Origin of the sequence: Caldisericum exile AZM16c01, assembly GCF_000284335.1 — a bacterium.
In the GTDB taxonomy this organism is placed as follows: Bacteria; Caldisericota; Caldisericia; order Caldisericales; family Caldisericaceae; genus Caldisericum; species Caldisericum exile.
Genome location: NC_017096.1, coordinates 1,419,132 through 1,442,855 on the forward strand (window position 1 = coordinate 1,419,132; position 23,724 = coordinate 1,442,855).

A 23,724-nucleotide genomic window follows, 5' to 3' on the forward strand; every position below is an offset into this window, starting at 1 on the left:
CTAAGGAGGCGAATATGAGAAAAAGAAGAGGTTTTACATTAGTCGAGTTAGCAATTGTCATTGCAATCCTTGGTATTCTTGCAATGTATGCAATTCCAAAGTACCAGGGAATGGTTGAAGAAGCAAGAACTGCACAGGCGAAGGCACAACTTGGCACGGTTAGGTCTGCTCTTGCAATTTACTATGCAAAATATAGTGGAAAATTTCCATCATCTCTTGATGGAACCATCTTTGCAGAAGGTCGAGTTCCAACAGTTGAAGCAACAAAAGCAGATGGAACGATTGTTGAATCAAATGGTGTTGTTAATATAAGTGGTAACGGTACTGTTGATGCTACCGAAATTACCGATGTAGGTGGTTGGGTTTATGATGTAACTGCCGATTTAACTCAAGCCGATGTAAGAATTAACGCAAAAGGCACAAGTTCAGAAGGAAAATACTGGTACGAATACTAATCATACCAAAGTAATTCCTTCGGGGGCTTTGCCCCCGTTTTTTTCTTTGAACTTCTATTTGTAATATTTAAAAATTTTTTATACTTATTTAGGCATTTGGAAGGTTTGTAATGATTTTGACTATGAAGTTTCGGGTGCAAGAAGAAGATATGCCTCTTGTTTTAACATCTTTAATCGTGGTATTTAAGGAGGGAAAGAAATAATGAAAATGATTATTTTCTTTCGTAAAATTGCAATTTTACTTTTTGTATTTCTCTTTTTATTTTTTCAGATTTCAAATACATTTTCAATTACTCCAATTTATAAAAAAGTTTTTTCTAATGTAATTTTAGTTCCTGCATACTTTGGTGAGAGTAGTACTGAATTTAACAAATTAATCACCTATAAATCAACTAATTCAACTATTTTTGCAATAATTAACGTCGATAATGGACCAGGATCGGAAAAATTGGATTTCTATTCATTAACAGTAAGACGTTTATCCTTGTCCTCAAAGAAAGTTGTAGGCTATGTTTACACAAGTTATGGAAAAAGAAATATAAATCTTGTTAAACAAGATATCGATAAATGGTACTCTTTTTACAAAAACATAAAGGGTATCTTCCTTGATGAAACATTGGATACAACTGAAGCATTAGAATATTATAAAACGCTTTACCAATACATAAAGTCAAAATATCGTGGAACTGTTATCATAAATCCCGGAACCAATTTTACACCCTCTTTGATTAATTACTGTGATTATGCAGTTGTATTCGAAGGAAGTCCAGATGAACTTGCCAATTTCACAATTGATAACTCCCTCAATAAGTATATCTCTAAACTCATAGCACTTGTGTATGGAGCAGATCAAAATAAACTCGAAAATATCAAAACCCTTTTAGCAAATATTGGTCTCAAAAATTACTATATAACCTGTGACACATTGCCAAATCCTTGGGATACATTTTCTAACTGCATGCCTCAGGAATAAAAAATGCTAATCAAGAACATAACGATATTAGATTTTGAAAATTTAAGCACTCAGGAAAATCTTGATATTAAAATCGAACAAAATAAAATCGTAAAAGTTGGTGTTATTAATGATTCTGATTCTGAAGTAATTGATGGCTCTTCACTTTATGTTATACCAGGACTTATAAATACACATGCACACACCGCAATGGTATTTTTAAGGGGAAGTGCAGAAGATGTAACATCCTCAGATTGGTTTAATAACCACATATGGATTTACGAAAAAAATATTCAAAAGGGAGACGTTTATCTTGGAACACTTCTTGGTGCTATCGAAATGATCTCATCTGGCATTACAACAGTTTTTGACCATTACTTCAACATGGAAGAGGCACTAAGCGCCTACAAAGATTTGGGAATGCGTGCAGATCTATCCTACACGATGTTTGGTGCAGGCGAAAACGCTCAAGAAAATTTTAAAAATGCAATGAATTTTATTGAAAAATACAACGGTGTAAACGAACTTTTTACAATAAGTCTTGGACCGCACTCTCCGTATGTGTGTCCTAAGGAGTTCCTCGAAGATATTTCAAGGATTAGAATAGATTTAGGTTTAAAAGTTCATTTGCACATCTCTGAAGAGCCATGGCAAGTTGAAAAATCTATCAAAGAATACGGAATGACCCCAATTGAGTTTATTGACTCTATCGGCCTTTTAGACGAAAATACCATCTTAGCACACGCATATTACTCGACAGATTCGGATCTCGACCTTATTAAGAAGAGGAATAGCAATATTGCACATGCGCCAAAAACATATCTAAAATTTGCCTGGGTGAATAACTTTCTTAATAGAGCAATCGAAAAAGATGTAAATGTATCATTTGCAACAGATGGAGCAGCATCAAACTCAAATTACTCGATTTTTGAAGTTTCGAGACTTTCTGCATTCCTTGGAAAAGTTGCAAGTGGAAATCCTACATCTACAAAAATTGGCGATGTTTTAAGACTTTTTGCAAAAGGCGAAAAGTTTTTAAAGAAACCGATTTCAAAAATAAAAGTAGGATATCTTGCAGACCTTGTATTTTTGGATAAGTATTCCCCAAGGCTAAATCCTACAATAAATATATTTGCAAATATTCTGTATTCTATAAGCGAAGCGGATATACGAATGGTTATGATTAACGGAAAAATTGTGTACAAGGACGGAGAAATCTTTGGCTATAAAAAGGAAAGAATAATTGAAAGCATAAACAAAGTCGGGAAAAGGCTTGTAAGAAAAAATACCGATAAACCAATGCAAATGTTTGGCTAAATTATTACACCTCACAAATAAAGTATTTAAGCGGATAAAAAATACGCTTTTATTTCGTTTTAGACGAACAAAATTTTGTTAAATGGGTAAAAATTCATTTAATGTAAAAATACCCCTTAAAAATCGCCTTAAAATGCACGATTATAATCAAGTATTTGTGAGGGTTTTTACGGTAAAATGCCATTTTCTTAAAGTTAGTTAAATAAACGCTAAAAAATTACAAATTAGATTTTGCCGCAGTTAAAACAATTCCAAAAACTAATTTTTTCTTTAATTGAAACGAGTGTATAATTAAACATCAAAATTACTAAGGAGGCATTTATGAAGCTATTTGTCTTTGAAAAAGATTCCTTTTTGAACGTAGGTATTGAGGATGACGGACATAAAGTTGATGTAAACAAACTCTCTGAGGCAATGGAGCATATTGGCGAAAGAGAAGCACCTTATATTGATTCTGTTTCATCTGCAATCGAAAATTTTGAGGACATAAAAAAGATGATTGCCTGGGGAAAAAAGACGTTTAAGGAACAGTTTTATGAACTCTTTAAAGTAAATGTAAAAAAATACTATCCACCAATAGACAAATCCTCAATGGTTATCTGTCTTGGCAAAAATTATTTAGAACATGCAAAGGAAACAGGAGGAGATATTCCAGAAGAGCCTATTCTTTTTGGAAAATTTGCAACACTTTCAATTACCGATTCTGACATCATTATGTACCCAAAATGGGCAACCCGTATTGACCCAGAGCCAGAATTAGCACTAGTAATAGGAAAGGAGTGTAAAGACATACACAAGAAAGACGCTTTTGATTGCGTATTTGGTTATACAATTGTAAATGATATAACCGAAAGAGATATAGAATTCAAGGATATGAAAAAAGGTTTGCCGTGGTTCCGATCAAAGAATTTCGACACATCATTATCGATTGGTCCATATATCGTAACAAAGGATGAGATTAAAGACCCGCACAACCTTGAAATTGAACTCTATATAAATGGCATTTTGAAGCAAAAGGGAAACACGAAGGATATGATTTTTAAAATTGATGAAACAATTGCATACATCTCAAAATACTTTACCTTAAATCCGGGAGATGTTATTTCAACAGGCACAATACCGGGTATTTTACCATTACAAAAGGAAGACGAAGTAATTGTAAAAATCGAAAAAATTGGAGAGTTGAAAAATAAGGTTTCGAGATAGATAATAAAAATTGGTGGAGCAGAGGGGACTTGAACCCCCGGCCTCATCCGTGCGAGGGATGCGTTCTACCACTGAACTACTGCCCCACAGTATGAATTATACCAAAATTTTCAAATTTTTTGGATTTTTTATATCTTGCATTTGAATAAAATTAATCTATAATGTATAAAAAGGAAAGGCAAGATGAGTGCATTATTTGGGAAGAAAGACTTTAGAAGAGAATTGTTGAACTTAATTAAAAAAGGGGACATAAAAGGAGCCTGTGATTACGCTATTAAAAATGCTTTAAACTACGAGGAATTAGGTAATTTCGATGAAGCAATCCTTGTTCTAAAAACCCTTGTTGAACTTTTAGAAGAAAATAGGATAGATAAAAAAGATTGCTTTGAACTTGCACTCGAAAAAATGACTTCTCTTTATATTGAAATCGATGAGGTTGATAAAATAATTGAAAATTCCATAAAACTTGCAAAACTGAAAATTGAACTTGGCAAAACAACTGATGCAGTGCAACTCCTTAAAATAATTGACCTAAGATACAAACTCAATACAAGTCAATTAAAGGAAATTGCAAATATATATATTTCAATAGGACACTATCCTAATGCACTTAGATTAATTGACAGGGTGCTTCAGAAGGAAAAAGATAAAGAACTCATTAAACTTGCAGGAGACATTTTATTCAATACTTCAGATTTCGAAAAGGCATTAGAATATTTTAAGGCTCTATCTGTCGTAGATCCAGAAAACACATATGCAAAGAAGAAAATTGATGAAATAGAGCACGTACTAAAAGTTTTAAGTAAAAGTAACAAGAACATTGAATCACTTACCTTACCGAAAGAGGAATTAAAGAAAGAAGAGCCTTTAATTGAGGAAAAGCCTGAAGTAATGCCTACGAAAGAAACTTTAGAAAAAGTGGCTCCTTCTGAGGAACAAGCAAAAAAAGAAACAAGAGAAGAAAAAACAACACCTAATGAAACGGAAATTTTAGAAAACAGAATCAAAGAGAAAATAAGAGAAGAATCAACAATAGAGAAAATGGAAGTTGTTGAAGAAAACAAAGTTAAAACAACAAATATTGAAAGTGTAAGTCCCAAAACTATCGAAGAAAAAACAACAAAAACCTCAAAACCCCAAAGAATAAGTCTGGAAGATTTACCTGAATATATTAACGCACTTACGAATATTGAAAAGGGAGATGTTAAGGAAGGCGTTAAACTCCTTGAAACACTTGCACTTGATTTTGAAGGAAAAGATATCGACACAGCAATTGAGATTTACGAAAAAATACTTCTCATTGATCCTGCAAATGTATCTATTGCAAGGAGAATTTCAAAAATACTCCTTGAACAAGGACGAACAAAAGAGGCAATATTTTACTTAAGAAGTGCCTCGAACAGTGCTGATCCAAAGACTCGCTTAGAGGCGCTCTTATCCCTCAAAGAACTCATAAAAGACGACAAAAATATATTAATGCGTATATTTGACACATACATCGAACTTGGACAAATTGAGGATGCGATAGATATAATAAAACAATTTCCCGAGGAAGACCTTACACCTGTTTTGGAGAAACTATTTAACTTTGTTAAAGATAGTATAAATTTACTTTATAAAGTATCCAAATTAATGAATTCAAAGAAGATCGATGAATCGCTCAAATTTAAATACTTCTACAGGACTTATGAATTACTTAGTCAATCAAACGATAAGGTTGAAAGTATCAAGTGGCTTATAAAAGCACACTCAGTCCGTAAACTTGCTCTTGAGGATTACCTTAAGGGAGCAGAGATTCTAAAATATCTAAAACTTCCGGAAGAAGCAGAGGTTATTGCACGATCTATTTATGAATATATTGAACTTCAAAACGATCCTAAAAAGGCATATGAATTGTCAGAGGTAGTTATCAATCTTAATGTAAACAAGCCTTTGTATTACGCAAAGCATCTTGATCTTGCAAAACGAACGGGGGAAAATGATATTGTGCTTGCAATGGTTGATAAACTAATTTCACACAATGCAGTGCAGTATGCGGAACTTGTCTATGATAGCTTGAAAGACTTATTCAAAGACCTCGATACACAAAATCTTGTAAGACTTGCAAATTACTTTGAAGTTGCAGGTTTCTCTAATGCCGCATACGAAGTAAATCTTGAAATTCTCAAAAAAGACCCTTTAAATTCAAACGCCCTTGCAAAGACATTCATCTATGCAGTTGAAAAAGGAGACGAAAAAGAAGTCCTATCATTCCTTGATAAGTTTCCTCCAAGTTCATCTTATGCAAGCATAATTGAACCTGTCATTGAAAAATACAGCAACTTAAAAAGCAAAAATCCATTTGACCCAACTTACCACTTTATTATTGGCTTCTTATACTTCTTTATCGAGCGATACGAAGAGGCAGTCGCATATTTCCAGTTTGTAATTCGATCGAATAGAAGTAAACCTCTAATGAGACTAATGCTTAGCATATGTTTTGAAAAAATGCTTCTATATGATTTTGCCTTAAAGCAACTTGAATTGGGTATAACTGAGGATGGAACTCCCGAAGTTAAAAAGGAGTTGCTCTATCGATATGCAGTTATGAAGAAGAATATTGGTGATGTTATATCTTCAAGAAAAGCACTCACAGAACTTCTGAAAATGGGTGACTATAAAGATGCGAAAGTATTGTTAGAGACATTACCTCAAGAAGGGAAAATTATAGACATAAGAGGTGAAGAAAAATGATATCACCAGGAACGGAAAAAATAGGCGAAATACTTGTAAAAAAGGGCCTCATAAGTCGTGAGACACTCGATAAATATCTTTCAGTTCAAAAGGTTACAAAAGAACCACTCCTTAAAATATTAATGGATAATGGTGTAATTGATGAGGTGCAACAATCTCAACTTCTTGCAGAACAATGGGGATTTGATTTTGTTGACCTTGCAAAATACCCAATTGAAAAAGAAATTCTAAGATACACAGATCCTGAAAAGGCAAAAATCTTTGGCTTTTTTGTGTTTAAGAAAGAAGGGCCTATCTACCATGTTGCAATCTCAGACCCCACCAATATCGACACAGTTGACTATGTAAGAGCAGTATATGGAATGAATGTGAAATTTTATGTAACACCAAAGAGTGCAATAATCCAAACAATCGAGAAATACTATGAACTCGAAAACGTAGTTAAAAAGGCGGAAGAGGAATTCACAGATGTTGAGGTAGTAGAAACAGTTGAAGAAAATGATCTTTCAAGATTAAGAATGCTTGGTGAAGATGCACCAGTTGTTAGGCTTGTTAACAGTATTATTTCGCAAGCAATTGTAGAAGGCGCATCTGATATTCATGTGGAACCAATGGAAGACTCGCTAAGAGTGCGCTATAGGATTGATGGTATCTTACATGAAAAGCAAAGATTACCAAAGAGAATCCAACCAGGAGTTATTGCAAGGCTAAAGATTATATCAAACATGGACATTGCAGAACGTAGACTTCCACAAGATGGACGTATTTCTTTAAAGTTTGAAGGGCGACCTGTCGATTTTCGTGTCTCATCGCTTCCTTCAATTTATGGTGAAAAAATCGTATTACGTATCCTTGATAAAACCTCATCAATTAAACCTTTGGAACAACTTGGATTTTCAGAAGAAAACCTTAAAAAATTTGAAAAAATTATCACTCAGCCTTACGGAATGATTCTTATCTCAGGTCCAACGGGATCTGGTAAAACAACTACACTTTACTCAATTTTAAATAGATTGAACGCACCAACAAAAAATATAATAACTGTTGAGGACCCTGTAGAATACCAATTAAAAGGGATAAACCAGGTTCAGGTAAACGAAAAAGCAGGACTAACTTTTGCAAATGCACTCCGTTCAATTTTACGTCAAGACCCAAACATAATACTTATTGGGGAAATTCGAGATAGAGAAACAGCACAGATTGCAATTGAGGCAGCGTTAACAGGACATTTGGTTTTATCAACAATCCATACTAATGATTCCGCATCAATTCCTACACGTCTCATTGATATGGGAATTGAGCCATTTTTAGTTGCATCATCTTTAATTGGCGCAACTGCGCAACGTCTTATAAGAAAAATTTGCCCCAAATGTAAAGAACCCCACACACCGTCAAAAGACGTCCTTGAACACCTTGGTTTTGAAGTTCATGAAGGAGTAAATTTTTACAAAGGGGCAGGTTGTGATTTTTGCAGTAACACTGGATACAAAGGGCGTGTTGCAATTTCAGAAATTTTACCTATTACACCCGAAATCCAACGACTCATTTTAAAACAAGCATCCTCAAAAGAAATCTTATCGGAAGCAAAAAGAATGGGTATGAAGACACTTCTCGACGATGCCTTAATGAAGGCAGCAGAAGGTATCACAACCCTTGAAGAAGTCATAAGAGTAGTCTCAACATTGGAGGTTGCAGAATGATGAATATTAATGAAATTCTAACACTTGCAGCTGACCATAAAGCATCTGATATACATTTAACGGTTGGACTTCCACCCGTTTTAAGGATAAACAAGGAACTTGTTTATCTTGAAGCAGACCCCCTTACACCTGAAGATATTGCAGAAATGATGTATTCGATAATGACAGATAAACAAAAGGAACTCTTTAGGGAAAAACTTGAATACGATTTTTCTTACGGCCTTAAAGGTCTTGCGCGTTTCAGAGTTAACGTATTCATGCAAAGAGGATCAGTTGCGGCAGCATTTAGAAGAATTCCTTTTGAAATTCCGCCACTTGACTCACTTGGTGTCCCAAAGATTGCCCATAAAATAATTGAAGAAGAGCGAGGTTTCGTTCTTGTTACGGGTCCTACAGGGCATGGAAAATCAACAACACTTGCGGCAATGATTGACGAAATAAATATGAAATTTTCAAAGCATATCGTGACCATTGAAGATCCAATTGAATACCTCTTTAGGCACAAGCGGTCCGTGGTTGTTCAGAGAGAGCTTGGCTCAGACACCTTGTCGTTTCCCTCAGCATTACGTGCAGCACTTCGTGAAGATCCAGATGTAATTCTTGTAGGAGAAATGAGAGACCTTGATACAATTTCAACTGCCTTGACCGCAGCAGAAACAGGACATTTGGTTTTTGCAACACTGCATACGAACTCTGCTGCGCAATCCATTGATAGAATTGTAGACGTTTTCCCTCCGCATCAACAAGAACAGGTAAAAATGCAACTTTCATCAGTTTTACTTGCAATATTCTCCCAACAACTCATACAAAAGAAAGACAAAAAGGGACTTGTTCTTGCAACAGAGGTACTCATTGCAACGCCTGCTGTAAGAAACCTCATAAGAGAAGGAAAGACTCATATGATTCCGTCAATAATTCAAACCTCATCAAATGTTGGTATGCAAACAATGGAACAATCTCTTAAAGAACTCGTTCTAAGGGGAGACATAACATACGAAGATGGCCTAAGATACGCATTTAATAAAGAAAACTTTGTACATCTAATGGAAAGGTGATGGGATATGCCACAATTCGAATACAAAGTAATTACAGCATCGGGCGGTGCTTTAACGGGCCGCTTAGAAGGGAATAGCGTTCAAGATGCTGCAGAAATTTTACGAAGTAAAGGATACAGGATTATATACATAAAGGAATTGAGAGGTCTATCCTTTGGTAGAAAAAGATCCGAAGGCGGATTTCTTTCACGCTTTCAAGGTGTTAGCGTAAGAGACCTTTCCATTTTCACAAACCAATTTGGCACAATGCTCAATGCGGGGCTTTCAATCTCAAGAGCACTTGCCGTCCTCGAAAAACAGACTTCAAACCCGAAACTTGTTTCTATTATAAGAGAACTTGGTGAAGAGGTTAAAAAAGGAAATCAACTATCGGCTGCACTTAAAAAGTTCCCGCAGGTATTTTCACCGCTTTATATAAGCATGGTGCAAGCAGGTGAAACATCAGGTAATTTAGGACAAGCGCTCATCACAATGAGTTCTTTCTTGCAGAGAGATTACGAAACGAGGAACAAAATAAAAGGTGCGATGACATACCCTGTTGCAGTACTTGGGTTTGCAATTCTTATTGTAGTTGGACTTTTTATTTTTGTCATACCTACTTTTGAAGGCTTCCTAACCGAATTAGGCGCACCACTTCCTGCAATTACAAAGATGATATTTGCTTTTGCAAATTTTCTTATTCACTACATATGGGTTATTATTGCAATCATTATTGCTTCAATAATTGCATTTAGAAGATGGGTGAGAACACCTGGTGGAAGAAGAAGTGTTGATGCACTAAAGCTAAGGATGCCTCTTATATCTCAATTAACACTTAAATCTTCAATGGCAAGGTTCTCTGACACACTTGCAACATTATTTTCAGCAGGTATTCCTATCATTGATTGCCTACAAACCGTTAGAGGCGTTATCGATAATGTGATTATTGCAGAAAAAATTGATGGTATCATTGATGCAATTAAAAAGGGCGAGGCACTTTCTTCTGCACTTGAAAAAAGTGGGATGTTTACTCCAATGGTATATGATATGACTGCAATTGGTGAAGAAAGTGGTAGCCTTGATAAAATGCTAAAGAAAGTTTCAGAATTTTATAATGAAGAGGTAAATTATCTTATAAACAATATTTCCGCACTTATTAATCCAATAATGATGGTCGGTGTTGGAGGACTCATTGGAGGAACTCTTATAGGACTGTATCTTCCAGTCTTCCAGATGGCTTCGTATATTAAGTAGTAAAACTCTCTTTTTGCAATTGTATATCATAGTGAAGGTAAGTAAGAATTCTGCCATTCCAGAAGCTTTAGCCTGAGGAATACCTAATTTAAAGGAGGATTAATAAAGTTCTCCTCGAAATCTTTCTTAAATGGTAAAGAGTTTTTTCTGGGACGTTGAGTGGATTGTTTCCCTTTCAGGTTTTTTGGCATTTCATGGAGCAAATAAAATTAGCGAGGAGGAATCTCATCTTTTAATTAGAGGGGGACTTACAATTCTCCCCCTCTAACTCCCCCTTAAAGGCTAAGAAAATTTTTTATTTTTAGGGTGGAGTTGGAGGAGGGTATCCTAATTTAGAGGGGGACCTATAAGGCTCCCCCTCTAACTCCCCCTGAAAGGAGGAGATCCCTCACATTCGTTCGGGATGACTTCAGTTAGAAAGGGGCACATCCCCTTTCTAACTTACCCCTAAGGATAAAAAGATTTTTAATGTTTATGGGGGGGTACTGAGGGGGGTATTTCCCCCTCAGATTTAAAAGATTACTTATTTTTCTAACAACTTATTGAAATCATTGTAATCTATTCCCATCTGCTTTAAGATGCTTCTGAAAGTTCCCAAAGGAATTTCCTTTTTGTTCATAGGAAGTATTACAATTTTACCAATTTCGTTTTTAAATTTACCGTGAGAACCTTTTTGAGAAACAAGTTTAAAATTAAGCTTCTTTAGTACCACTATAATTTCATCTGATGAATATAATTTAGACATTTATGCTCTCTTTACCAAGCATTACTCTATCTACCTTTTGTAACTCAATATTCTCGCCCTCTAAATACAGTTCAACAGCTTCTCTGAGATTCTTAATCGCTTCATCAATTGTTTCACCAAATGAAGAAACCTCAACATTTAGACATTGAGCAACATAATATTTGCCCTCCTGCCACAAAACAAAATCTATTTCTTTCACTTGCTCACCTCCTATACTAATAAGACGCCTTCAACTATAATAAGCATTATTCTATTCTTCGTTTATATCATAATACAAATCCATAAAAAATCAACGAATTAGACATAAATAAAAGTAAATTTTACAATTATTATACCTGTCTTTTTTTACTTCTCAAGGTAACAAACATACACCTCTTATTCAACTTCCCTTTAACGGCAGAGATTTCCCCTCACTGCGTCCGTCCGAAATGACTCACACTTCGTCATTCCGAAGGAGCGTAAGCGACTGAGGAATCTCATCTTTTAATTAGAGGGGGACTTACGATTCTCCCCCTCTAACTTCCCCTTTCAGGGAGAGTATTTTTGTTTTTTGTAGTGGAGTATTAAGGAAGTTTGCATACCTCCTTGATTTGGTTAGCTTTCTTTCTTGTAAGGTACTCCGTCTGCAGCAGGACCGATTGCCTTTCCTACAACACCAATAAGTGCACCAATGGTAAGGATATATGGTAATGCAAGATAGAAACCCACAGGAATCTTTGCTGCAATTCCCTTGGCAATAGCCTGAAGTAAGAACTGCAAAACCTGTGCAGAAGCAAAGAGGAATGTTGCCCACATTGCACCGATTGGAGTCCATTTACCAAATATCATAGCGGCAAGTCCAATAAACCCCTTACCTGCGGCCATTCCTGTCTCAACAAAAGATGACATTGTGCCTAAAGAAAGTGCAACTCCACCCAGGGCTGCAATAATACTTCCTAAAATAACTGCAAACCATTTGATTCTCATAACGTTAACTCCAAGCGTCTCTGCAGCAAGGGGATATTCACCAACCGATCGAATCCTTAATCCCAAAACAGTGTGGTAAAGAAGGAAGTGCAATACAAAAACAAGAATAAGAGATAGCCATATAAATATATGAAGATGTGCAAATGCTCCAAGAATCGGGATTCCTTCCAAAAATTTTAGATTTACTAAATGTTTCGGATCGCCAAAATACGGAACTGTTGGCGAGTATCCAGTTGTCTTAAAGATCCATTCAAGGAAATACCTTATGCCGCCTGCTGCAACGACATTTATAGCAACACCTGAAACAATCTGATCGCCTGCCCATTTTACTGTAATATAAGCATGGAATGCACCAAGAAGCGCTCCAATACCGATACCCCAAAGCAGTCCTACCCAGGGATTCCTTGATACAAACGCACCCCATACACCAAAAAATGCTGCAAATCGCATAATACCTTCTAAGGCGATATTTACAACGCCTGCATTTTCAGAAATTACACCCCCAAGTGCTGCAAATAAAATTGGTGCAGCAAAATCAAGCATCTGTGCTAAAGATTGGTTAATTAAAAATGTCCAGTTCATGCTACACCTTCCTTTTTTCTAACAAGAACTTTTGTAAGCATATACCTTATAAGTTCATTTAAAGCAATAAATGCAACAATAAGCCCTTCAATTATGGCAGGGAATGTCTTAGGAATTCGAGCAAGTTGCACTGCTGTTGCACCAGTCCTTAGAGCACCTATAAGTATTGATGAAAATAAGATACCTACAGGTTCATTTCCACCAATAAGAGCAACTGCAATTCCATCAAAACCATACCCACCTTCAAACACTGGTGGATACTGTCCCAAAAAACCTAAAACAACAAAAGAGCCACCAAGCGCTGCAATTGCTCCACTTATAAACATAATTTGCATTATTCTTTTTTCAGTATTAACACCGCCAATCTTTGGTGCTTCCATATTGGTAATTGCCGTATATCCCATTGCTCTTAACTCATAACCAAATACTGTCCTGTATAGTATAAACCACGCAATATAAATAATAACAAACATTATAAGAATGCTAATATTAAGTCTTGTACCCGGTAGAATTATAGGGAGCCTTGCAGAAGGCGAAACATAAGGAGTTCCTGAAACTCCTGTAGCGACATCGGCAGCCATTGGGCCTGTTACAAGCCACCCTTCAATGAGATGAAAAGCAATCCAGTTTAGCATTATTGTAACAATCGTTTCGTTTATACCTTTCTTTGCCTTTAAATAACCTGCAATAAGTCCCCATATTCCACCCACAATTATTACCATTATCAAGATTATAGGAATATGGATTATTCCAGGTAAATCATAAAGTGGTTTCCAATACCCAAAGAATGCTGCAGTTATAGCACCTACTATAAACTGACCTTCTGCACCGATAGAGAAGAGTCCTGCACGCGCTGGAAGTGCAAAGGCAAGACCCGTGGAAAGAAAAAGTGCTGTGTAAAGAAGCATTTCCGCAAAATGACTAATAAAATAAGGCCCTGGAATGAGTCCAGATGCACTAAACATCAACTTATACGCAAGAAACGGATCTCGTCCCGTTGATGCAATAAATATTGCACCAAAAATGAGAGCAATAATTATGGAAGTAATTGGGACTAAGATATTCATCCACCAATTTTCTTCACGCCTGTGCACAAAAATCTTATAAAAAACCTCTTTCATTGTAGCACCTTCCTTTTGAGGCCGAGCATCATTTCACCAAGTTCTTCTTCGGTAGTCTCCTCAGGTATTGTTTCGCCTACGATTTCTCCCTTATATAGAACAAGAATTCTATCGGCAAGTCCCATAACCTCTGAAAGCTCCAAAGAAATGAGAAGTATACCAATACCTTTTTTCTTTTCCTCGATGAGCCAACGATAAACGAATTCCATTGCGCCAACATCAAGACCGCGAGTAGGTTGGGACGCAAGCAAAAACCTGTGTTTTGCCGAAAGTTCTCTTGCCAAAATTATCTTTTGCTGGTTTCCACCAGAGAAATTCTGTGCTTTCATGTAAGGTTCTGGTGGTCGCACGTCAAATTCCTGAAGTTTTCTTGTTGCATATTCGTCAATCGCCATATCATTAAGGATTCCTTTATTTGAAAAAGGATAAAGCGTATGACTTCCTAAGATAATATTCTCTCTTGCTCGATATTGTAAAATGAGACCTCTTCTTTTTCTGTCCTCTGTAATATATGCTAACCCCTTCTTTCTAACTTCATAAGGTGTCACAAATTTCATTTCCTCACCGTTAATTGCAATTGACCCCTTAATTGGTCTATAGAATCCAAGAATTGTATTTACAAGTTCTGCTTGTCCGTTCCCTTCAACACCAGCAATTGCAACAATTTCCCCTTCACGCACTTTGAAACTCACATCTTTCAACCCAATAACTCCTCGCATGTTCTTAACGGTTAGATTCTTAACTTCGAAAACAATATTCCCTGGTTTTGCAGGGACTCTTTCAATTTCAAGAACCACTTCACGCCCAACCATCATTCTTGCAAGTTCTCTTTCGTTTGTATTCTCTTTCCTTACGACACCTTGAACTTTGCCTCTTCTCATAACTGCAATTCTATCGGCAATCTCCATTACTTCGTTTAATTTGTGTGAAATGAAAATAATAGTCTTACCAGATTCTTTTAATTTTCTCAAAGTTTTAAAGAGTTCTTCTGTTTCCTCTGGAGTTAAAACTGCTGTTGGCTCATCAAAAATGAGGATTTCTGCACCACGCCTTAAGATCTTTAAAATTTCAACCCTTTGTTGAATTCCAACAGGAAGGTTTTCTACTTTCTCTGTCGGGTCAACAACAAGAGCATAACGCTCGGAGAGTTCTTTAACTTCTCTCACTGCCATATTGTAATCAAACACAAAACCATACTTCCTTGGCTCATCTCCTAAAACCACATTCTCGGTTACGGTAAATCTCGGAATAAGCATAAATTCCTGATGAACCATTCCAATTTTTAAGTTGATTGCATCTTTTGAATCTTTAATGTGTGCTTTATTGCCAAATACATAAATATTTCCCGAGTCTGGCAGATACAATCCGTATACAATCTTCATTAATGTTGATTTACCAGCACCGTTTTCCCCTACAATTGCAAAAATCTCGCCTTTCTCAATTGATAAACTTACATTATCATTTGCAAGAACATTTGGAAACCGTTTAACAATATTCTCAACTCTTAGCGCTTCCACATTTAGCCTCCATATATAAAAAATGCGGGCAGGCTAATAATAACCTGCCCTTCGTATTTAACTAACTATTAAAATCCTGTTGGAGGAGTCCAAGTATTAACGGTGTTTGGATCTTCTGGAACGGTAAATTTACCGTCAATAATCATCTTTCTCAAGTTTTCAATCTTTGCAATCTGATCTGCTGTGAGGACATCTTTTACATGGTCTGGAGCATAGCCAACACCACCGTCTTTAAGGGAGAGGACTACAACTCCGCCATTGAATGTGCCATCAACAACAGACTTGATTGCTTCGTATGTTGCATAGTCAACATGTTTCAAAGCAGAAGTAAGGGTTCTATCAGGGCAAAGGTTTGGATCAAGACCCATATCTACATCAACACCAATTCCCCAATATGGTGCGCCTTTTTCGCAAATTGCCTGGAACATACCATTTCCAGTTGCTCCTGCTGCATGGAAGAGGACATCAGCACCAAGCGCCATTTGTGATTGTGCTGCACTCTTTCCAAGTGCTGCATCTGTGAATGAGTTTGTATATTGTCCAATTACCTGTGCATTGGGATTTGTTGTTTTTACGCCTGCTCTAAATCCTGCTTCGTACCTTAAAACTGGGGGAATTGCCATTCCACCAATGTATCCAACTTTGTTTGCTTTTGTTGCATAACCTGCAATTGCTCCAACAAGGAAACCGCATTCTTGCTCTTTGAAGAGATATCCAACGACATTCGGAAGATTAACTGTGTTTCCATTTGCATCTACTGGTGTTGAATCAATAAGCATGAATTTTGTATTTGGATACTTTGCTGCTGATTCACCAATTGCGCCTGCAAGCATAAAGCCAACGCCTATTACAAGATCAACATGCTTTTGTTCAACAAGTGTTTGGATGTTTGGAATGTAGTCCTCTTTTGCCTTTGATTCAAGGACAATGGGTTCAACATCAAGAGGAACTATGTTCTTGTCTTTGAGATCATCTGGAATGCTTGCCTTATACTCATCATCGGTGAGTGCCTGATAACCGCCACCTTCAACATATTTTACCTTCGCTGCCCATGTTTCAAGTCCACGAAGAGCAGAGTCATTGAAGGATCTGTCGCCACGACCACCAACATCTGTTACCAGACCAATCTTGAACTTTCTTGTAGAAAGGTCAAGTTTTGTTGATGCTGGTTTGCACCCTGCAAAGAGTGACACAACAAGCACCATCGCTAACATTACTACCAATAATTTTTTCATACCTTTACCTCCTTCCCTTTTAGGGATTAATTTACGTTTAAATTATACAAAAAATAGAAAAATTGCAAACATTGTTTAATTATTAACTAAGTTTCATTTTCAAGAATAAGTTCAAGTAATTTCAAAAGTACCTGCTTTACACTTTCTTTGTCTGTTGCATCACATCCAACAATAGGAATTGATTCAGGAACATTCATTATCGATCTTAATTCATCCTCACTTATATGTTCTTTCTCGTTAAAGTGATTGAGTGCAACAACAATTGGTGCATCGGTTTTCACCCTAAAGAAATTGAGCATATCTTTTGCCTCTTCGAACATATTCCTGTCGCCTGAATCAACAAGAAGAATAACGCCGAGTGCATCCTTTGAAAGAATACTCCACATATAGTTAAATCTGAATTGTCCAGGTGTCCCAAAGATATGCAGGACATAATCATCGTCAACAGTTATTCGTCCAAAATCCATTGCAACAGTTGTTGAGTCTTTTACCTGCGCTTCTTCATCACGTGTGGTAGGTGCCTCTGTTACGATAGGCGAGATCTCCGTTATCGTTTTAATGAATGTTGTCTTTCCTGCCGCAAATGGCCCCGTTACAACAATTTTATAATGTCTCATCAAAGCCCCCTTATTCTGTCAATAAGCCTCAAAATAAAGTTCTTGGGAGGCGCTTTTTTCTTGACTTCCTGGGTTTCTGGGTTTTTCTGTCCTATTTCTCTTATAATCTTCAATGCGGCAAGTCCGTAGGCAATCTTTGCAACATCAAACACAGTCATGTTAAGCTTTAAGGCAGCCTCTCTTATAGTTAATCCTTTTTGGAGAAGCATTAAAACCTTCCAATCAGTTTGAGATAAGTGAATTTCCTCTGGTATATCATCAGTTACCATTTTAAAGACAGAGTCAACTGAAGCTACCCTCGACTTAACCTTGTTCCACTCGTCAAGCTTGGAAGTTGCAAGAAGCACAAGGTCAGGGATTGATTTTGTGATTGAGCGTTTTACATGCAGCAAATCATTTGGGACAAATTTAAAAGAGCCTTCTTTTATGTTAAGAAGTTCAACAATCGCAACTTCACCACGAGATTCTTCCGTTTCTGCATCCTTTACTTCGCCATTTTCAAAGTATATGATACCTTTCTTTTTCCCAAATGGTGTATTTCCCTCGAGGTGAAGCTCACCAGTTTTTCCACCCAGAGAGATCATTTGAAGCAAGTCATCAAGTGAAAAATCCCTTAAAGAACCTTCAAGCATGTTTAGAAGAATATTCTTGCAAGCTCATAATACTTGGTGTCCGCCGTATGGATTTTGTCGTATGCTTCATCATACGGTGTTGTAATTACTTCACCATTTTTAACCCCAAGCACCACATTTGAGATTCCCAAACCCACAAGATTAACTGCTTCAACCCCAAATCTTGTTGCAAGAATCCTGTCACTATTTGTAGGGATACCCCCTCTCTGCAAATACCCTAATATCATCACTCTCGATTTAAGGTGTGTAAGTTCCTCAAGTTTCGAAGCAAGCCTATAACCAACCATTCTCTTTGCATTCACCTTGTGCCCAAATTCATCAAATTCGAATTTACTTTTATCCTCATCAGGCAATACAACGCCTTCTGCAACAACTACGATCGAGAAATTCTTTCCTTCTCTTTTTCTTTTTTCAACATGTGCTGCGATCTCTTCAATTGTAAAAGGAACCTCTGGAATTACAATGTAATCTGCACCTCCTGCAAGACCACCAAATAGCGCAAGCCACCCTGTCTCCCTTCCCATTGTTTCCACTACCATAAGTCTGTGGTGCGCTGAGGCTGTTGCATGAAGATTATCGAGGGACTGAGCAATTACAGAAACTGCTGTGTCAAATCCAATGGAATAGTCAGTTCCGTATACATCGTTATCAATTGTCTTTGGAATTACAATCGATGGAATTCCATCATCAGCAAGCCTCTTTGCAATGGTGACTGTATCTCTATCACCAATGAATACAAGCAAAGTTAGCGAATTCCTTTTGAAGTTTTCCCTTATTGCTTCAACATATTTAGGATCTCTATATGGATTAAACCTTGAAATTCCAAGAATGCTTCCACCCAGAGCAAGAATCCCCGAAACAGAAGATTTTGTAATGATTTTTACATCATTTTCAATAAGGCCATGGAAACCATCAATAAAACCTAAAACCTCGTATTCTTTCTCAAAACTTGCCCTCGCAATGGCCCTTATTGCAGTGTTAATACCAGGTGCATCTCCACCATCGCATACAATTCCTATTCTTTTCATCTTTACCTCCTATCTCTAAAATTCGGTAACACTTGTGAACTTAAAATCTTTTATCCTCATATAAGGTGCAGTTGTTACTGCGCCATCCTCATATATTATCTTTGAAATATTTGAAATTTCCAAGCAATTTTTGAATGCATTGAGGATACTTTCTGTAAACCGCATGTGTTTTACAGGTTTTGTAATTTTTCCATTTTCAATAAGGAAAAGCCCATCTCGAGTCATTCCTGTGATAAGAAGCGAAGTAGGTTCCATTGGATTTGTATACCAAAATCTCTGTACATATAAACCTCGCTCAACATGAGAAATCATCTCCTCGACTGATGAAGTGCCACCGTGGACGAAGAAATTCATTGGATACGCACCAAGCGAGTTTGGTTGAGGAAGTGAATGTCCCGTTGGATCTTTCCCTTCTTTATACGCGTAAAACGAATCGTAAAGAACATCTAATATTACTCCTTCTTTTACAAAATAGACCTTCTTCTTAGGAACACCTTCAAAATCAAACCCCATTTTTAATGTTTCATTAGATAGTCCATCATCATAAAGCGATATGTGGTCTGGGAACAACTTCTCTCCAAAATGCCCTTTCATAAAACTTGTGCCTTCTTCGATATTCTTTGCATTTAGCGAAAGGTATTTCATCGACGACAAAAATTCTTCAACTGCGTAGGGTGAAAGCACTACTTCATATTTTCCTGGGGAAATTTCAATGGGATTTTGAGCCATACGTGCAACTTCAAGGCTTTCTTCAAGGATTGACTCAATATTTATTTCTCTAAAATCTTGTTTGGATTCTTGCGAAAATCCGGAGGAAGTATCAGTCATCACGATATTTTTCAAAGTTGATACCGTTCTTTCCATATACCTTTCAACACCAAGCGAATTTTTCACTGCAAGTTGAAATTTCTCCGTTTCAAACTTTCCAGAGGAAATAAAACCATATTTTCTTGATGCATCAACAAGTTTCTTAACCATACTTGCACGGGTTTCTGCATCCGGCACTTGTGAAACAAAAATAAATTCATTATCGCCTGGATAATTTTGGGGTAAACTAACAAAATCAGGGTTATCCTTTTGAAGTTTTGCGATGTTAATTGCATTACGAATTGCCTCATTTATTGCTTCATCACTTAGGTCAGACGTTGATGATGCACCAACTTTTTTACCAAGCACAATTCTAATATTTAACTCATAACTTTCTTCACCAACATTTCTGTGGATGTAGTTATTTGCAAACCCGGTAAGATATGTTTCTCCACCCATTAAAACTGCCTCAACTTGATCTGCCTCGGCATTTTTTACCACATAATTTAAGATTTGTAAAATTCTTTCCTTATTCATGCTTTACCCCCACCCTAACGTTTCTAAACCTTGCGTAACTTGAACCATGACTTACTTCCATTACCTGCATTGGCTCTCCTTTGCCACAATTTGGCACGCCTAAAATCTTATAGTAGCTCTCATTTCCTACTCCATCAAGGCTTCTCCAAAATTCATATGTTATACCTGAATATGTTGGATTTTTCACCATATCCTGAATTTTCCCATTCTTTATTTCATAGCCGATTTCTGTTCCAAATTGGAAGTTCAATCTCTTCTGATCAATACTCCAAGACCTATTTACATCAATAAGAAGACCTTCATTAACCCCTGCAATGAGTTCTTCAAGTGTCATATTACCTGGTTCAAGGTTAATGCTTGTCATCCTTATTATTGGTTGCCTGTTCCATCCATCTGCTCTCATTGCACCCATTGGCTCAAGACCTAATTTAAAGGCAGTTTCACGAGAGTTTAAATATCCCACAAAAAGGCCTTCTTTAACAAGGTAAATCTTCTTTGCCTTAACGCCTTCATCATCGTAAGCAAAACCACCAAGTGCATCGGGAACTGTTGCATCAGCAACAATATTTACATATTTTGAACCAAACTGGAAATTGCCCAATTTTTCAGGAGTAAGAAATGATGTGCCCGCAAACGAAGCCTCTTCCCCAAGTACTCTGTCGAGTTCTGTTGGATGCCCCACAGATTCGTGCAATTGAAGTGCCATCTGATATGGCCCAATTATAAGATCCATAATACCACTTGGTGCAGGCTTTGCCTTAAGAAGCAAAAGTGCTTCATCTCTAATGCGCTCTGCATTTTCTTCTAATTTCATTTCTTCAATAAACTCATAACCTTTGCGAGCGTAATTACCGCCAAAAGATGCAGGATAACTTCGTATTTGGATTTCTTTTCCATCTGTTGCAATTGCTTGCAATCCTGCCCCACTTACGATACGCTCCTGCTCAATAAACGCACCTTCTAAAGATGCAAAAGTCTTCCATTCCTTAGAAAAGTGCATTGATGAAGATCTAACAATAATACCAGGTTTTTCCATCAGTTTATCCAAAGAAAGCATAAAATCAATCTTTTTGTTAAGAGGAATTGAAAATGGATCGATCTTTACAGGTTGTAGAACTTTATCCTGATAAATTTCTACTTGCGCAAGACGTGCATCTTCAATTTTGGTCATTGCAGATGCTTTTGCGATTTGAACCGCATTGAATGCAACATACTCCCCTTCTTCAGGAGACACATTATAAGAGGAGAAAAATCCCCACGCACCATTTACAATTACACGAACACCAAAACCTTTTGTAAGTCGCTTTTTAACACCTTCAACTTTTCCGTTTGAAACAGTTATGTCTTCTGCTTCTCTTTCAATGAGCCTAACATCTGCATAGGTTGCACCTAACTTTTTTGCAGTAAAGAGGGCTCTTTCAATAACTTCCTGCATATTTCGCCTCCTTTAGGTATAAAACACCATACAATATTATTACATTAAATGCTCATTTTTCAAACATTATTTTCCAATGCAGAACCTTTCAAATATTGCACGTAAAACAGTTTCTCCAATATTTTCACCACTCACACCGCTTAAGATTTCAATAGCCTCTCTTAACTCCTCTGATACAAGGTCAAGAGTTCCAGTGTCAAGAATTTCGATTGCGTTTTCAATGTGCGTAAGAGCGTTTGAAAGCAAATCATATTCAATCTTATTAGAGACAAGGATTGAATCAATATCAATGTTCAAAAGTTTCTTCTTAATTTCACTTTCTACCGCATCAATGCCCTCTTTCAATAGCGCTGATATTTCTATCACGGGCTCATTTGGAAAAAGTTTTAAGAGTTCTTCTTTTGTAAGTGCCTTGGGAAGATCGCTTTTATTAAGAACAATAATACGCATTTTACCCTCTGTAAATTTTGCAAGTTCAAGATCATCTTCCGTTAGAGGGGCAGAGGCATCAAATACAAAAAGTATTAAATCGCTTGTTTCTATTGCACGTTTACTGCGTTCAACGCCCATTTTTTCAATAATATCCTCTGATTCCCTTATACCCGCAGTATCAATGATTTTTACAGGAAAACCATAAAAGTCTATTGTCTCTTCTATTGTATCCCTTGTTGTGCCGGGGATCTCTGATACAATTGCTCTTTCAAACCTTAGAAGGGCGTTAAGAAGTGTTGATTTTCCAACATTTGGTTTTCCAACAATTGCAATACGCACTCCTTCAATAATGACCTTCGAATCCCTGTATGTAGAAAGAAGTTTTTCGATTTCATTTTTTATTTCATTAAGAGAATTTTTCAAAACATTATGTGGAATTTCCTCAACATCCATAGGAAAATCAATTGTTGCTTCAATTTGTAAATTCACTTCGTGAATCTTTTTTCTAACACTCTCAACAACTTTGCTTAATTTACCAAAAAGCCTTGAAGATGCAAGTAGCACACCCTTTTCTGTCTTTGCCTCAATGAGTTCAATGACGGCATTTGCTTCAAAGATATCCATCTTTCCATTTTCAACCGCTCTCCTTGTAAACTCACCCTTTTCTGCAAGTCGTGCACCAAGGGAAATAAGGTGATTTAAAACCATCTCTAAATTTTTGATACCACCATGCATCGAAATTTCAACAACATCTTCCCCCGTATACGAATGAGGTTTTCTATAGTAAATTACAATGCCTGTATCTATGGGAGTGCCTTCAATAGAAATAGCCCCGTAGTATGCATAACGGGGCAACTCAATCTTTTTATTAAAAATTTTCTGTGTTAGTTCAAGGGCTTTATCGCCCGAAAGTCTTACTACACCAATCCCTCCAAAGCCACGAGGAGTTGAAATTGCAACAATTGTATCGCTCACTTTTTAATATCTACAATAACACGCCTTCTTGGTTCTTTCCCAACGCTGTGCGTCCAGATGTCGGGGTAGTTTTTAAGGGTAAGATGTATAATTCTTCTTGCCTGTGCTGACATTGGCCTTAGTTCCACGGGTTCTCGAAGCCTTTTTGCCTTCAACGCTGCTTCGATTGCAATGGTCTTGAGCCTCTCGTATTGCTTTCCTTTGTAGCCATCAATATCAAGAATTATTGTTGGAAAATTTTTGTCAACCTTATGTGCATAGACATTCACAATAAATTGTATCGCCCTCAAAACCGTCCCATCGTAGCCAATGTATTGCCCTTTGTCGGAAAGATTTTTCACATTCACATAGTAACCCCCAAATTTCTTCCCTGCCTCAATCTGGGGAGACTCTCCCATCTTCTCAAAAAGAGTTTTAACAAAATCAACAACAAAGTCGCTCATA

General features: G+C 36.8%; 21 protein-coding genes and 1 tRNA gene. 8 read left to right on the forward strand and 14 right to left on the reverse strand.

Features of this window, described 5'->3' with window-relative positions; genetic code table 11:
- Positions 1-14: 14 nt before the first annotated feature.
- The 4 genes from CSE_RS08605 (at position 15) to CSE_RS07210 (ending at position 3,930) form a co-directional block, all read left to right on the forward strand.
- Complete coding sequence (locus CSE_RS08605) at positions 15-455, forward strand: type II secretion system protein (protein ID WP_014453988.1); 441 nt, start codon at positions 15-17, stop codon at positions 453-455.
- Between the two features lie 202 nt (positions 456-657).
- Positions 658-1,428 carry a spherulation-specific family 4 protein gene (locus CSE_RS07200; RefSeq protein ID WP_014453989.1) on the forward strand — a complete coding sequence of 257 codons (771 nt, stop codon included), beginning with the start codon at positions 658-660 and terminating at the stop codon, positions 1,426-1,428.
- Between the two features lie 3 nt (positions 1,429-1,431).
- Positions 1,432-2,724, forward strand: coding sequence for an amidohydrolase (locus tag CSE_RS07205; protein WP_014453990.1), 1,293 nt, complete (start codon positions 1,432-1,434; stop codon positions 2,722-2,724).
- Between the two features lie 321 nt (positions 2,725-3,045).
- Entirely contained in the window at positions 3,046-3,930 is an 885-nt protein-coding gene (locus tag CSE_RS07210; protein ID WP_014453991.1) for a fumarylacetoacetate hydrolase family protein, read from the forward strand.
- An 11-nt stretch (positions 3,931-3,941) separates the two neighbouring features.
- Here CSE_RS07210 and CSE_RS07215 read toward each other — a convergent pair.
- Positions 3,942-4,016: transfer RNA gene (locus tag CSE_RS07215), tRNA-Ala, on the reverse strand.
- A 97-nt stretch (positions 4,017-4,113) separates the two neighbouring features.
- Here CSE_RS07215 and CSE_RS07220 point away from each other — a divergent pair.
- The 4 genes from CSE_RS07220 to CSE_RS07235 are packed head-to-tail and all read left to right on the forward strand — an operon-like array spanning position 4,114 to position 10,651.
- Complete coding sequence (locus tag CSE_RS07220; protein ID WP_014453992.1) at positions 4,114-6,663, forward strand: tetratricopeptide repeat protein; 2,550 nt, start codon at positions 4,114-4,116, stop codon at positions 6,661-6,663.
- Entirely contained in the window at positions 6,660-8,363 is a 1,704-nt protein-coding gene (locus CSE_RS07225) for a GspE/PulE family protein (RefSeq protein WP_014453993.1), read from the forward strand. Before CSE_RS07220 ends, CSE_RS07225 begins: the two co-directional genes overlap by 4 nt.
- The gene (locus CSE_RS07230; RefSeq protein ID WP_041726633.1) at positions 8,363-9,418 is read left to right on the forward strand and encodes a type IV pilus twitching motility protein PilT; all 1,056 of its coding nucleotides are present in this window, start codon (positions 8,363-8,365) and stop codon (positions 9,416-9,418) included. Before CSE_RS07225 ends, CSE_RS07230 begins: the two co-directional genes overlap by 1 nt.
- Positions 9,419-9,424: 6 nt before the next feature.
- On the forward strand, positions 9,425-10,651 hold the full coding sequence (locus CSE_RS07235) for a type II secretion system F family protein (protein ID WP_014453995.1): 1,227 nt from the start codon (positions 9,425-9,427) through the stop codon (positions 10,649-10,651).
- A 523-nt stretch (positions 10,652-11,174) separates the two neighbouring features.
- On the opposite strand, the gene CSE_RS07240 is transcribed toward CSE_RS07235, so the two are convergent.
- From CSE_RS07240 to CSE_RS07300, 13 genes are all read right to left on the reverse strand, one after another.
- On the reverse strand, positions 11,175-11,396 hold the full coding sequence (locus CSE_RS07240) for a type II toxin-antitoxin system HicA family toxin (protein ID WP_014453997.1): 222 nt from the start codon (positions 11,394-11,396) through the stop codon (positions 11,175-11,177).
- Complete coding sequence (locus CSE_RS07245; protein ID WP_014453998.1) at positions 11,389-11,595, reverse strand: type II toxin-antitoxin system HicB family antitoxin; 207 nt, start codon at positions 11,593-11,595, stop codon at positions 11,389-11,391. Before CSE_RS07245 ends, CSE_RS07240 begins: the two co-directional genes overlap by 8 nt.
- Before the next feature lie 395 nt (positions 11,596-11,990).
- Positions 11,991-12,944 carry an ABC transporter permease gene (locus tag CSE_RS07250; RefSeq protein ID WP_014453999.1) on the reverse strand — a complete coding sequence of 318 codons (954 nt, stop codon included), beginning with the start codon at positions 12,942-12,944 and terminating at the stop codon, positions 11,991-11,993.
- Positions 12,941-14,065: an ABC transporter permease gene (locus CSE_RS07255; RefSeq protein ID WP_014454000.1), complete on the reverse strand. Its 1,125-nt coding sequence runs from the start codon at positions 14,063-14,065 to the stop codon at positions 12,941-12,943. The genes CSE_RS07250 and CSE_RS07255 overlap by 4 nt, the downstream gene beginning before the upstream one ends.
- On the reverse strand, positions 14,062-15,582 hold the full coding sequence (locus tag CSE_RS07260) for an ABC transporter ATP-binding protein (RefSeq protein ID WP_014454001.1): 1,521 nt from the start codon (positions 15,580-15,582) through the stop codon (positions 14,062-14,064). Before CSE_RS07260 ends, CSE_RS07255 begins: the two co-directional genes overlap by 4 nt.
- 68 nt (positions 15,583-15,650) lie before the next feature.
- Complete coding sequence (locus CSE_RS07265; RefSeq protein ID WP_014454002.1) at positions 15,651-16,817, reverse strand: BMP family lipoprotein; 1,167 nt, start codon at positions 16,815-16,817, stop codon at positions 15,651-15,653.
- A gap of 86 nt (positions 16,818-16,903) precedes the next feature.
- Positions 16,904-17,434: a GTP-binding protein gene (locus CSE_RS07270; RefSeq protein ID WP_014454003.1), complete on the reverse strand. Its 531-nt coding sequence runs from the start codon at positions 17,432-17,434 to the stop codon at positions 16,904-16,906.
- On the reverse strand, positions 17,434-18,066 hold the full coding sequence (locus tag CSE_RS07275) for a DUF4388 domain-containing protein (RefSeq protein ID WP_014454004.1): 633 nt from the start codon (positions 18,064-18,066) through the stop codon (positions 17,434-17,436). Before CSE_RS07275 ends, CSE_RS07270 begins: the two co-directional genes overlap by 1 nt.
- Positions 18,067-18,068: 2 nt before the next feature.
- Positions 18,069-19,094 carry a 6-phosphofructokinase gene (locus CSE_RS07280; RefSeq protein ID WP_014454005.1) on the reverse strand — a complete coding sequence of 342 codons (1,026 nt, stop codon included), beginning with the start codon at positions 19,092-19,094 and terminating at the stop codon, positions 18,069-18,071.
- 15 nt (positions 19,095-19,109) lie between these two features.
- A complete protein-coding gene (locus CSE_RS07285) occupies positions 19,110-20,438 on the reverse strand; it encodes a TldD/PmbA family protein (protein WP_014454006.1) in 1,329 nt (442 codons plus the stop codon).
- Positions 20,431-21,873, reverse strand: a complete 1,443-nt coding sequence (locus CSE_RS07290) for a TldD/PmbA family protein (RefSeq protein ID WP_014454007.1) — start codon at positions 21,871-21,873, stop codon at positions 20,431-20,433. Before CSE_RS07290 ends, CSE_RS07285 begins: the two co-directional genes overlap by 8 nt.
- Positions 21,874-21,939: 66 nt before the next feature.
- The gene (gene mnmE, locus CSE_RS07295) at positions 21,940-23,280 is read right to left on the reverse strand and encodes a tRNA uridine-5-carboxymethylaminomethyl(34) synthesis GTPase MnmE (protein WP_014454008.1); all 1,341 of its coding nucleotides are present in this window, start codon (positions 23,278-23,280) and stop codon (positions 21,940-21,942) included.
- Positions 23,277-23,723 carry a Jag family protein gene (locus tag CSE_RS07300; RefSeq protein WP_014454009.1) on the reverse strand — a complete coding sequence of 149 codons (447 nt, stop codon included), beginning with the start codon at positions 23,721-23,723 and terminating at the stop codon, positions 23,277-23,279. The genes mnmE and CSE_RS07300 overlap by 4 nt, the downstream gene beginning before the upstream one ends.
- Position 23,724: the final 1 nt, after the last annotated feature.

What these genes read in the sequence shown, in the direction of transcription:
- CSE_RS08605 (WP_014453988.1), top strand. Translation starts at nt 15, where the DNA reads ATGAGAAAAAGAAGAGGTTTTACATTAGTCGAGTTAGCAATTGTCATT.
- CSE_RS07200 (WP_014453989.1), top strand. Translation starts at nt 658, where the DNA reads ATGAAAATGATTATTTTCTTTCGTAAAATTGCAATTTTACTTTTTGTA.
- CSE_RS07205 (WP_014453990.1), top strand. Translation starts at nt 1,432, where the DNA reads ATGCTAATCAAGAACATAACGATATTAGATTTTGAAAATTTAAGCACT.
- CSE_RS07210 (WP_014453991.1), top strand. Translation starts at nt 3,046, where the DNA reads ATGAAGCTATTTGTCTTTGAAAAAGATTCCTTTTTGAACGTAGGTATT.
- CSE_RS07220 (WP_014453992.1), top strand. Translation starts at nt 4,114, where the DNA reads ATGAGTGCATTATTTGGGAAGAAAGACTTTAGAAGAGAATTGTTGAAC.
- CSE_RS07225 (WP_014453993.1), top strand. Translation starts at nt 6,660, where the DNA reads ATGATATCACCAGGAACGGAAAAAATAGGCGAAATACTTGTAAAAAAG.
- CSE_RS07230 (WP_041726633.1), top strand. Translation starts at nt 8,363, where the DNA reads ATGAATATTAATGAAATTCTAACACTTGCAGCTGACCATAAAGCATCT.
- CSE_RS07235 (WP_014453995.1), top strand. Translation starts at nt 9,425, where the DNA reads ATGCCACAATTCGAATACAAAGTAATTACAGCATCGGGCGGTGCTTTA.
- CSE_RS07240 (WP_014453997.1), bottom strand. Translation starts at nt 11,396, where the DNA reads ATGTCTAAATTATATTCATCAGATGAAATTATAGTGGTACTAAAGAAG.
- CSE_RS07250 (WP_014453999.1), bottom strand. Translation starts at nt 12,944, where the DNA reads ATGAACTGGACATTTTTAATTAACCAATCTTTAGCACAGATGCTTGAT.
- CSE_RS07255 (WP_014454000.1), bottom strand. Translation starts at nt 14,065, where the DNA reads ATGAAAGAGGTTTTTTATAAGATTTTTGTGCACAGGCGTGAAGAAAAT.
- CSE_RS07265 (WP_014454002.1), bottom strand. Translation starts at nt 16,817, where the DNA reads ATGAAAAAATTATTGGTAGTAATGTTAGCGATGGTGCTTGTTGTGTCA.
- CSE_RS07270 (WP_014454003.1), bottom strand. Translation starts at nt 17,434, where the DNA reads ATGAGACATTATAAAATTGTTGTAACGGGGCCATTTGCGGCAGGAAAG.
- CSE_RS07275 (WP_014454004.1), bottom strand. Translation starts at nt 18,066, where the DNA reads ATGCTTGAAGGTTCTTTAAGGGATTTTTCACTTGATGACTTGCTTCAA.
- CSE_RS07280 (WP_014454005.1), bottom strand. Translation starts at nt 19,094, where the DNA reads ATGAAAAGAATAGGAATTGTATGCGATGGTGGAGATGCACCTGGTATT.
- CSE_RS07285 (WP_014454006.1), bottom strand. Translation starts at nt 20,438, where the DNA reads ATGAATAAGGAAAGAATTTTACAAATCTTAAATTATGTGGTAAAAAAT.
- CSE_RS07290 (WP_014454007.1), bottom strand. Translation starts at nt 21,873, where the DNA reads ATGCAGGAAGTTATTGAAAGAGCCCTCTTTACTGCAAAAAAGTTAGGT.
- CSE_RS07300 (WP_014454009.1), bottom strand. Translation starts at nt 23,723, where the DNA reads ATGAGCGACTTTGTTGTTGATTTTGTTAAAACTCTTTTTGAGAAGATG.